Raw genomic sequence first — 11,205 nt, forward strand, 5'->3', positions numbered from 1 at the left:
AAGCTCTCCTTGAGTCTTTATTCTCTCTTTGCTTTTATTTACCAATTATTTACTTTTTGATTTAAGTCAAGGAATTTCTTTGAGAGTTCCATTACAATAGTATTCTTGAATTTAGAATCTCTTTATACAATTTTGGTTTTAGATTCAAAAATACTCTAAGGAGCGTCAATTTGGTAGGTAAAGAATCTAAAAAACCACTCTCATTTGTCGCTTTGTTGCTTGGGATTCTTTGTGTATTTGCTTGTGTAATAGGGCTATACACTTTCTACAATGCAAAGGGTATGTCATATTTCAGCAATGAAAGTGAAGCCTGTAATAATTGTCATATTATGAACGAAGTTTATAATGACTATATCAAAGGCTCACATTCAAGAAAGATTGCAGGAAAGCCTCTTGCAACCTGTAATGACTGCCATTTGCCACACGGATTTGTGGAAAAGTGGATTGCAAAAGCAGAAAGTGGCGTGGGACACGCGTATGCCTTTACTTTTAAGTTAGATGTGTTGCCGACAAATTTGAGTGCAACGCAAAAGTCTAAAGGTATGATTCAGGATAATTGTGTGCGTTGTCATAGTGAAATGGTGAGTAATGTCGTAAATCCTACGACTAATCCGCACGGAAATGGCTCTCTTAGCTGTGTTTCTTGCCATACAGGCGTAGGACATAGACGAGGTTTTTAAATTATTTAGGAGGTTAAAATGCAAAAAAAATCGCCTTTAATGCCGATTTTGGTAGTGATTGTTTTAATTGTGATTGCAGGAATGTTTTGGCTAAACTCTGACATCAGCAAGAAACAAGCAGAAAGCACAGGTGGGTTAAGCTCTAAGGGCTTTGTAGAAATGAGTGATGAGAATCCAACTTTTGATCATTGGGGTAAAAATTTTCCCGATTATTTAGATATGTATTTAACGGTTGAAAAACAAGCTCCCATTTCAACAGAATTTGGTGGAAATTTAGCATATTCCAAATTAATTCGTTATCCGCAGCTTACAATTCTATGGGCGGGGTATCCTTTTAGTATGGACGCAAATGAGGAGAGAGGGCATTTTTGGATTCAAGTGGATCAAATGGATACCGCAAGAAACAATAAAGATTTCTTGAATGCACACGGATTTGCAGGATTTGGCGGACAACCTACAGCTTGTATGAATTGCCATAGCGGTTGGAGTCCTTGGTTGCTTAAAAATGTCGGAATCGGAAACACTCCAGAGGAAAAATGGGTTTCTTTTAACTCTACAAAATATTGGACAATGATTAAAAATGTCCCAGCAGTGAATGGAATAGAGCCAAACTCTGAAGCGCATAGCGGACCGCACGGCGGTAAAAGAATGGGTGTAACTTGTGCGGATTGCCATAATCCAACCGATATGCAGTTGCGTTTAACAAGACAAGCAGCTATCAATGCTCTTGCAAGTCGCGGGTATGAAAAAGATCCTGTAACAGGTATCAAAGCAAGTCGTGATGAAATGCGCACACTCGTTTGTTCTCAATGCCATGTAGAATATTATTTCAAACCCACAGGCACAAAAGTGAAAGTAATGGGTGAATCCATTGCTAATGATGCAAGTCAAAAATGGTGGAATGGCACACAAAAAACTTATGATGAGTTTGATTCTTGGAGAAATGGCAACGAGCCAACTGAAATTGAAGTGGCAGGAATTGAGTTAGTATTCCCTTGGAGTGCTTGGAAGAAAAATGAGCCATTTAGAATTGAAATGTTTGATGAGCATTATGAAAAAGTGCGTGATATTTTTGCCCAAGATTGGCAACATAAAATCACAAAAGCTCCAATGCTAAAAATCCAACACCCAGAAACAGAACTCTTTAGCGGTGGTGTGCATGCAGCAAATGGTGTAACTTGTGCGGATTGCCATATGCCTTATAAACGCAAAGGTGCAAAGAAAATGACAGAACACAATATCACTTCTCCATTGCAAGATATTAATGCAGCGTGCAAAACTTGCCACACACAAAGCGAGGAGTATTTAAAAGCACAGATTCTTGATATTCAAAAATCTATTGCGTTTGACTTAAGAAGTGCAGAGTATGCAACTGTGAGCTTGATTGAGGATATTAAAAACTTACGCGCAAAATTAGGCGAACTTCCAGAATATCAAACCGATGGAAAAGCAGATGACAAGAAAATTTCAGCTGCGCTTAAAGAGCCATTAGAATTGCACCGCAAAGGACAAATGAGAGGAGACTTCGTAGGGGCAGAGAACTCCACAGGATTCCACAATCCAAGAGAGGCAAGCAGAATGCTACTTCAAGCAGTTGAAATGGCTAGAATGGGACAGACTAAGCTTGTAGAAATCGCAAATGCTAATGGAATCAAAGGCTTTACGACTTCTAACCTAGGCTTTGAGGATATTCAGAAATTTAATCCGGGCGAGATTCGCTACAAAGTGGATTTGAACGGACATAAAGCAGGAGACCGCTACTACGAACACGCGGAAATCAATGGGGCTGCTCCAAAAGAGTTAATGGAATTGGATAAAAACAACAAACCTTATAACTATAAGGCGATTGATTCCAAAACTTCTTCTTATTAACAGAGATTTTTCAAATGCCTCTTGTAGGTATTTGAAATCTCTACACCACTTAACGATTTGCGTTTTTTATTAAAGTTAGTTTTTGGAGACTACTTTTTAAGAGATTGCGCACTAGAACTTCAAAAATTTATTAACTTTTAGTTTCATTAATTAAATATTAAAAATTTAAAGGTAAAATTTCACAAATTTAAAAAAAGGTTTTAAAAATGAGAAAAATTCTTATTAGTTCAGCAGTGGCATTAGCGTTATTGCAAGGAGTGAGTTTTGCGAAAGATTATGCAAATGTAAATGGTAAGCCTATTACCGAAAAAGATATTGCGCCTTTAATGCGTTCTCTACCCGGTGTGGCATTTGAGCAGTTGCCAGAAGATGCCAAAGGACAAATTATCAATCAAGCAGTGGAGCGCAGACTTTTAATCAACCAAGCCAAAAAAGATGGGATTCAAAGCTCCAAAGAGTATAAAGAAGCACTTGCGAGTGTAGAAGAAGAGTTGGCACTTGAAGTTTGGACTCGCAAACAAATAGAAAAAATTAAAGTAACAGATGCGGAAATTAGTCAATTTTACAATCAAAACAAATCAAAATTTGTCCAACCAGAAATGGTAAAAGCAAGTCATTTGTTGTTTAATAGCGAAAGTGAAGCTAAAGCAGTGATTGCAGAGCTTAAAAAAGCAGGTAAAAATGCAAGTGCGCGTTTTGATGAAATCATTAGAGAAAAAATGCAAAATGGTTCTGCAAAAGATGGTGGGAATTTAGGCTATTTTGCAAAAAATCAAATGGTGCCAGAGTTCTCTAATGCAGCTTTTAAGCTAAATAAAGGGGCTTACACCGCAACGCCTGTTAAAACGCAATTTGGTTATCATGTGATTTTGGTTGAGGACAAAAAAGCATCGGGAACTTTAGCTCTAAACGATATTAAAGGGCAGATTGAACAGAATCTAAAAATTAAAAAGTTGCAAGAAAATATCAAAAAAGAGGGTGAATCTTTACGCAAAAAAGCAAAAGTTGAGATTTACAAATAAGGAATCCTAATGCTAGTTTGTGGAAATGCGATTTTAGATAAGGCAAATCAGGAAAATTATGGTGTAGGAGCTTTTAACTTCGTAAATTACGAAATGTTAAGCGCGATTTTTGAAGCAGCGAATCTTAAAAATTCCCCGATTATCGTTCAAGCAAGTGAGGGCGCAATCAAATATATGGGCATTGATATGGCAGTAGGAATGGTGGAGATTCTCTCCAAACGTTACCCGCATATCCCAGTGGCATTGCATTTAGACCACGGAACAAGCTTTGAATCCTGCGTGAAAGCAATCCGTGCGGGATTTACTTCTGTAATGATTGACGCAAGCCATCATTGCTTTGAGGAAAATTTAAAAGAAACTAAAAGGGTAGTGGAAGTTGCGCATATTGCAGGAGTGAGCGTAGAGGCAGAGCTTGGACGCTTAATGGGGATTGAGGATAATATCTCCGTAGATGCAAAAGACGCGTGTTTGGTAAATCCTAATGAGGCAGAAGAGTTTGTTAAAGAATCCAAAGTAGATTTTTTAGCCCCAGCCATTGGCACAAGCCACGGGGCTTTCAAGTTTAAAGGCGAACCCAAGCTAGACTTTGAACGTTTGATTGAAGTGAAAAAGCGCACCAAGATTCCGCTTGTTTTGCACGGCGCAAGTGCGATTCCACAAAATGTCAGTGAGGCATTTTTGAAAAGTGGAGGAGATTTAAAAGGAAGCAAGGGTGTGCCTTTTAGCTTTTTGCAAGAAGCCATTAAAGGTGGAATCAACAAAATCAACACCGACACAGATTTAAGAATCGCATTTATGTCTGAAGTTCGGCGCGTTGCAAATGAGGATAAAACGCAGTTTGATTTAAGAAAATTTTTCGCTCCTGCAAAGGAATTTATGGTAAAAGTTATAAGCGAGAGAATGGATATTTTAGGAAGTTCTAACAAAATTTAAATAAAGGAAAAAAATGGCATATTCAATGGGAGATTTAAAAAAGGGTTTGAAGGTTGAATTGGAGGGGGTTCCTTATAGAATCACAGAATATCAACATGTAAAACCGGGCAAAGGTGCGGCATTTGTGCGTGTGAAAATGAAATCCTTTTTAGATGGCAGAGTGTTAGAGAAAACCTTTCACGCGGGAGACAAATGCGAAGAGCCGAATTTACAGGAACGTTCTATGCAGTTTTTATACCACGATGGCGACCATTTTCAGTTTATGGATAACGAAAATTACGAGCAAATCGGCTTGAGTGATGAGCAAGTGGGCGAGGTTGCTAAATGGATGATTGACGGAATGGCAGTAAGCATTTTGTTTCATAATGGCAAGGCAATCACCGTGAGTGTGCCACAATCTGTGGAGCTAAAAATTACAGAGACGCCTCCAAATTTCAAGGGCGATACGACAAGTGCGGGGAAAAAACCTGCTACGCTTGAAACCGGTGCAGTAGTGCAAGTGCCTTATCATATTTTGGAGGGCGATACAATCCGCGTGAATACGGAAACAGGCGAATATTTAGATAAAGTGAAATAAGGTAAAACAATGTGTGCAAGAGTTTTGATTCCGCTTGGAAAAGGATTTGAGGAAGTTGAAGCAATCTCTGTGATTGATGTGTTAAGGAGAGTGGGCTGTAAGGTTATCTTAGTAGCAGTTGATGAGGAATCCCAAAAGACTTTGGTGGTGGAATCTCAAGGGGGTGTGAAGCTTGTTGCGGATATTAGAATTACAGAAGTTTTATCTAGCGGTATTGATGGTATTGTCTTGCCGGGTGGTTGGGAAAATACACAGAATCTTATCCAATCTAAAGAGCTAGGGAAGCTTTTGGGGGATTTAAACAAAAGAAATAGAATCATAGGGGCGATTTGTGCCGCTCCCCTTGCGCTTTTTAAACACAATATCTTGACAACACAAAAATTTACTTGTTATCCTAGCATTGAAACAGAGATTAAAAATCCTCATTATCAAGCAAGTCCAAATGTTGTGCAAGATGGCAATCTCATCACTTCAAGAGGACCTGCAACTGCATTGGAATTTGCCTTTTTCTTGGCGCGTATTTTTGCAGGAGAGCAAAAGGCAAAAGAAATCCGATTGGGAATGTTGAGCGTTTGAAATCTTTTAAAATAATCCGAAATTTAGGTATTGTTGCAGGAGTAGGAATCCTAATGAGCGGTTGTCTAATGGGTTATAGAGATTTGATTTATAACCCACAGATTTTCAAGCAAGGAATCTCTAAAGAGCAAGTCATTAGAAAGGTGGTGGATTATTCCTTGAATCCTGAACAACTTGAAAGAGATATTCAGAGCCTTCAAGCAAATTTTAAAAAAGTTGTCGTGGCTTTAACACAAAATGCCGCAAAAAAATGGGGTGAGGACAACGCGCCCACCGCTTCACAAGATGTGTATGTTAAATACACAGATTCCTACCTCTCACGCGCCCAAGTGGATTTTAGCAAAGGGGTTATTTCTGTGGCGACTTTGGATACAAACAATCCCAAAGAATCCCTAAAAAAAGCGATTGTAACGACATTGCTAACGCCAGAAGATCCAGAAGATGTGGATTTGTATTCAGATAAAGAAATTGCCTTTAGTGGCAAGCCTTATTTGGCGGATTTAGTCAAGGATAATGAGGGCGAAGTTGTGCTATATCCTTGGAGAGCGAATCGCTATGCGGAATATTTGATACAAAACAAACTGCAAACCACAGAAATCACAGAAAAAGGCGAGAAAAAAAAGGTTTATTATGTGCAGTTTGATATGGTGGAGGACCACACGATTCAAAGTGAGCATAAATACGGAGAGTATGTTGCGCTTTTTGCGAAAGAATACAAGCTAGAACAAGCCCTGATTTTTGCAATCATCAAAACAGAATCTAGTTTTAACCCTTATGCAGTTAGCCATATTCCAGCTTATGGATTAATGCAAGTTGTTCCAGCAAGTGCCGGACGCGATGTTTATAAGGCATTAAATAACCGCGATGGGATTCCGACAAAGGAAATGCTTTTCACGCCTAAAACAAACATTCAATATGGTTCTACTTATCTAAATATCCTCTTTACGCGTTATATTAAGGGGGTGAAAAACTCCCTTTCGCACGAATATTGCGTGATTGCAGCGTATAATACAGGAAGCGGAAATGTGCTAAGCGTGTTTCATAAAGACAGGACAAAAGCAGTGCAAGTGATTAATTCTATGACTTCTGCAGAGGTGTATCGTAAGCTCCGCACTTCCTTAAAATACGAGGAAGCAAGGAATTATTTGCATAAAGTAACCAATGCTAAAAAAGAATTTCAAGCACAAAATCGTGCGCAAAATACACAATCCCAAACCATTCCAAACCTTTATTTGAGCGCAAAATAAATCAATGGAAGTTTATGAGTTAATCCAAACCCCTAGACCTTGCAGTTATTTGCCAAACTTAGAAGCCTTGTTTCGTTATTTTTATATTAAAGATTGCACAAAATCTTTGTATAACGCATTGTTGGAACGCGGTTGGAGACGTTTTGGTAATTATTTTTTTGTGCCAATTTGCAAGGCTTGTGATGCTTGTATTTCTATTCGCCAAAATTGCCTAGAATTTACCTTTTCAAAATCCCATAAGCGTACCTTAAAATCTCCTCTAACCCTAGAAATTACGCGCCCAAGAGTGAGCGATACGCATTTAGCACTTTATGCGAAATATCATCAGAGAATGCATCAAAAGAAAGGTTGGGAATGTCAAGAAGTTGCTTTGGATTCCTATTATGACACTTTTGTGCAAGGGTTTTTGGACTTTGGTTATGAATTTGATTATTATATCAAGGATAAATTAGTCGGCGTGGCGTATGTGGATATTTTGCCCACCGCAATTTCTGCAGTTTATTGTTATTATGACCACGATTTTGAAAACCTCTCTATTGGCACTTACTCTATTCTTAAACAAATAGAAGTTGCAAAAAGGTATAATATCCCCTATCTTTATCCGGGATATTGGATACAAAATCATCACTCAATGGGCTATAAAGAGCGTTTTAAGCCCTTTGAGATTCTTTGTAATCGTCCCAATTTAGGCGAAAATCCTCTTTGGGTTAAGGAGTAGTTTTGCATTATACCAATTTCATATCCAAATGTTTTGAAAAGTTTGCTTGCCACGCGTTTCCAATGTGCATACAATTATGGATTAACAAAGCATATATTAGATGGTTTGATGTTAAAATGGAGGAATTTGACACAATCGCTAGTTATCCGACATTAAATGCGCTTTTTACGCGCTCTTTGGTTAAAATGCGCTCCTTTGACAAGACAGATCGCAAGATGATAGCCCCTTGCGATTCCACAATTATGGAGCTTGGTGCGTGTAAAAATGGAATCGCAATGCAAATTAAAGGCAAAACTTATTGTGTGAGAGATTTTATCAAGAACGATTTAGGGGAGGGCTATTCCTTTGTGAATTTTTACCTCTCTCCTAGTGATTATCACCGATTCCACGCCCCTTTGAATTTAAAAATTAAGCGTTTGGAGTTTGTGAGTGGTAAATTAAGAAGCGTCAATGAAAAATCCCTCTTGAAATGTGGTGATGTTTTTGCACAAAACAAACGCGTTATATTAGAATGCGAAGATGATTTTGGAGAGACTTTATATTTTGTTGCGATAGGTGCGCTCAATGTAGGTAAAATACAGATTCATTTTGCACCGAGTGTGGCAGAGTTTGAGGAATCTCAAACCCTAGAATTTGCAGAACCGATTTTTGTGAAAAAGGGCGATGAAATGGGAAGTTTCTTAATGGGTTCAACCATTGTGCTTTTGAGTAAAAATTGGGAATATCAGTTAAAATTAAAAGAAAAAGTGTATTTTGGGCAGTGTATTGCTAAACTTCAGGATAAGGAATCTTATGCAGACAAAAATTAAGGCATTATTGCAGGATTTAGACGCGCTTTTGGTTGCGCATTTTTATCAGCGCGATGAAGTCGTAGAAATTGCGGATTTGACAGGCGATAGTTTGGAGTTAGCGCGTAAGGCTAGTGCGAGTGAGAAGCCTAACATTATCTTTTGCGGTGTGGGCTTTATGGGGCAGAGTGTGAAGATTCTAGCCCCAAATAAGCGCGTGTTTATGCCAAGAATCGCGTGTTGTTCTATGGCAAGAATGATTGATTGTTCTTATTTTGATAAGTCTATTGCGGAGTTAAAAGAATATGGAATCCCAGAGGTTTTTCCTATTACTTATATCAATTCCAATGCCGAAGTTAAGGCGAAAGTTGCCGAGCTTGGAGGAGTGGTTTGCACAAGTTCTAATGCTGCAAAGATTTTAGATTTTGCTTTGAAGCAAAACAAAAAAATATTTTTCTTGCCTGATTATTGTTTGGGGCAGAATCTAGCTGCTAAAAATGGGCTTAAAAGCGCAGTTTTGGGCGTGGATAGTAAGCAACAAGTGCAGGAAGCCGATGTGATTTGTTACAATGGGTTTTGTTCGGTTCATCAGCTTTTCACTCCACAAGACATTGATTTTTATCGTGCGAAATATCCAGAGATTCTCATTGCTGTGCATCCAGAATGTCGTCCTGATGTGGTAGAAAAAGCGGATTTTGTAGGCTCTACAAGCCAGATTATCCAATTTGTGCAAGGCTTGGAGGAATCTCAAAAGGTTGCGGTGGGGACAGAATTTAATCTTGTCAATCGCCTAAGAAAGCCTGTCAATGGAGTGCAAAACACCTTTGTGCTAAGTTCTACAAAGCCGGAGTGTCCTACGATGAATGAAACAACATTGCAAGATGTGTTAAAATGCTTAGAATCCATTAAGGCAAATCAACCCATTAATGAGATTCTGCTAGAGGAAAGTGTTGCAAAAAAAGCAAAACAAGCATTAGATAAAATGCTAGAATTATCTTAAATAAGGAGTTTAAATGCACAAGATATTGTTAGATGATTTTTTAAAATTGATTTTAAAAGAGGACATAGGACGCGGGGATTTGTATGCGCGAATACAAAACAATACGCAAGTAGAATCGTATGTGGTTGCCAAAGAGGGAGGTGTATTATCAGGACAAATGTATATTGAGCGTCTCTGTGAGCTATTAAACATAAAGTGTCATTTTGTTTTTGACGATGGTATGGTGTTTAAAAAAGGAGAGAGAATCGTCTCTTTTGAGGGCAAAATGAGCGAACTCTTAAGCGTAGAACGCACCATTTTGAATCTGTTGGAGCATTCTAGCGGGATTGCGACACTTACACACGAATATGTGAAAAAAATAGAAGACACAAATTGTATGCTGTTGGATACAAGAAAAACGCGTCCATTGCTTAGGGATTTTGAAAAATATTCTACACGCAATGGGGGAGCAGTGAATCATCGCTTGGGGTTAGATGATTGTTTAATGTTAAAGGATACGCATTTATCAAGAATCCTCTCTTTAAAGAAATTTATTGAGGACATACGAAGCAAAATATCTATTGTTACAAAAATTGAAGTGGAATGCGAGAATGCCTTACAAGCTAAAGAGGCATTAGAATCCCAAATAGATATTTTGATGTGTGATAATATGAGAGTAGAGGAGATTAAAGAAGTTGTAAAAATGCGCAATGCAATCGCCCCAAATGTTTTGCTTGAAGCAAGTGGAAATATTACTCTTGACAACATTAGGGAGTATGCCACAAGCGGTGTAGATGCGATTTCTGTGGGGGCAATTACGCATCAAGCAGGTTGGATAGATTTGAGTATGAAAATTGACTAAAGAATAATGCGGGATAGAGAAAGTGTATTGATTCGCACTTTAAAGCAAAGTGGCGCAACTTTCGGAATCGGCGATGATGGCGTGGAGATTGGCGCGTATATTATCGCAAATGACGCATTTTTTGAAGATGTGCATTTTAGGTTTGCGTGGGCGGATTTAGAATCGCTCGTTGAAAAGTGTTTTTTAGTCAATCTCTCGGATATTTATGCGATGAATGCGATTCCGCGATTCGCGCTTTTAACGCTTTGTTTGCCGCGCACTTTTAAAGAAGTGGCGAAGTTAGCGCACATTATAGGGAATTGTGCGAAAAAACACAAGATTCAAATCATCGGTGGCGATACGCTCGTGGGGGAGAAACTACACTTTTCTTTAACGCTTTTAGGGCAAAGAGGGCGCAAGAACCTTTCAAGAAAGGGCATAAAAAGAGGAGATATGCTAGGCTATATCACGCCAAGCAGTGTTTTAACGCTTTGTCAAACGCAATCTTTGGGTAAAAATACGCGCCATTTAAGGGAGGCGTTGCGATTCCATAAACGTACAAAAATCCCTAAAAATACGCGTTTTGCAAAGCCCATTTTATACCCTAAAATGCTTTTTGCGCTCAATCCTATCGCTAAAGCAGGAATGGATATTTCTGATGGAATTTTTATGGAATTATCGCGGCTAAGCGCAAACAATCGCGTGGGATTCCGCCTTTTAAGAAGTAGGGGGGAGTGGTTATATTCTCCAGAGGAATACCAAATGCTCTATGCCATAGAGAAGCGGAATCTTAAAAGAATGCAACACATAGCGGCGAAGTTCCGCCATCAATTTGTGCCTTTTGCGGTAGCGATTCGGGGCAAATATTCTTTGAATAAGAAAAATTGGCATTGTTGAGTGATAGCAAACCACCTCGTCATTGCGTCTTACTCCTCTGTCATTGCGAGGGCTTTGCCCGAAGCAATCCATAAT

General features: G+C 38.7%; 12 protein-coding genes. All 12 read left to right on the top strand.

Annotation, left to right across the window (positions count from 1 at the left end; genetic code table 11):
- Nucleotides 1–212: 212 nt before the first annotated feature.
- Nucleotides 213–680 carry a cytochrome c nitrite reductase small subunit gene (gene nrfH, locus BS85_RS0108330; RefSeq protein WP_420537189.1) on the top strand — a complete coding sequence of 156 codons (468 nt, stop codon included), beginning with the start codon at nt 213–215 and terminating at the stop codon, nt 678–680.
- 18 nt (nt 681–698) lie between these two features.
- On the top strand, nt 699–2,552 hold the full coding sequence (locus BS85_RS0108335; protein ID WP_026944380.1) for an ammonia-forming cytochrome c nitrite reductase subunit c552: 1,854 nt from the start codon (nt 699–701) through the stop codon (nt 2,550–2,552).
- Nucleotides 2,553–2,758: 206 nt separating this feature from the next.
- Nucleotides 2,759–3,574 (top strand): peptidylprolyl isomerase, encoded by an 816-nt coding sequence (locus tag BS85_RS0108340; protein ID WP_026944381.1) that lies wholly within the window; start codon nt 2,759–2,761, stop codon nt 3,572–3,574.
- A gap of 9 nt (nt 3,575–3,583) precedes the next feature.
- A complete protein-coding gene (locus BS85_RS0108345) occupies nt 3,584–4,507 on the top strand; it encodes a class II fructose-bisphosphate aldolase (RefSeq protein WP_026944382.1) in 924 nt (307 codons plus the stop codon).
- Nucleotides 4,508–4,520: 13 nt separating this feature from the next.
- Nucleotides 4,521–5,084 carry an elongation factor P gene (gene efp, locus BS85_RS0108350; protein ID WP_026944383.1) on the top strand — a complete coding sequence of 188 codons (564 nt, stop codon included), beginning with the start codon at nt 4,521–4,523 and terminating at the stop codon, nt 5,082–5,084.
- Between the two features lie 9 nt (nt 5,085–5,093).
- Nucleotides 5,094–5,660, top strand: coding sequence for a DJ-1 family glyoxalase III (locus BS85_RS0108355; protein ID WP_026944384.1), 567 nt, complete (start codon nt 5,094–5,096; stop codon nt 5,658–5,660).
- 53 nt (nt 5,661–5,713) lie between these two features.
- Nucleotides 5,714–6,907 (top strand): murein transglycosylase domain-containing protein, encoded by a 1,194-nt coding sequence (locus BS85_RS10590; protein ID WP_156938112.1) that lies wholly within the window; start codon nt 5,714–5,716, stop codon nt 6,905–6,907.
- 4 nt (nt 6,908–6,911) lie between these two features.
- The gene (locus BS85_RS0108365; protein ID WP_026944385.1) at nt 6,912–7,625 is read left to right on the top strand and encodes an arginyltransferase; all 714 of its coding nucleotides are present in this window, start codon (nt 6,912–6,914) and stop codon (nt 7,623–7,625) included.
- A gap of 2 nt (nt 7,626–7,627) precedes the next feature.
- The gene (locus BS85_RS0108370; protein WP_026944386.1) at nt 7,628–8,434 is read left to right on the top strand and encodes a phosphatidylserine decarboxylase; all 807 of its coding nucleotides are present in this window, start codon (nt 7,628–7,630) and stop codon (nt 8,432–8,434) included.
- Complete coding sequence (nadA, locus tag BS85_RS0108375) at nt 8,418–9,413, top strand: quinolinate synthase NadA (protein ID WP_026944387.1); 996 nt, start codon at nt 8,418–8,420, stop codon at nt 9,411–9,413. Before BS85_RS0108370 ends, nadA begins: the two co-directional genes overlap by 17 nt.
- Before the next feature lie 13 nt (nt 9,414–9,426).
- Nucleotides 9,427–10,254 carry a carboxylating nicotinate-nucleotide diphosphorylase gene (nadC, locus tag BS85_RS0108380; RefSeq protein WP_026944388.1) on the top strand — a complete coding sequence of 276 codons (828 nt, stop codon included), beginning with the start codon at nt 9,427–9,429 and terminating at the stop codon, nt 10,252–10,254.
- Between the two features lie 6 nt (nt 10,255–10,260).
- Complete coding sequence (locus tag BS85_RS0108385) at nt 10,261–11,130, top strand: thiamine-phosphate kinase (protein WP_026944389.1); 870 nt, start codon at nt 10,261–10,263, stop codon at nt 11,128–11,130.
- Nucleotides 11,131–11,205 lie beyond the last annotated feature (75 nt).

Origin of the sequence: Helicobacter rodentium ATCC 700285, assembly GCF_000687535.1 — a bacterium.
Classification (GTDB): domain Bacteria; phylum Campylobacterota; class Campylobacteria; order Campylobacterales; family Helicobacteraceae; genus Helicobacter_D; species Helicobacter_D rodentium.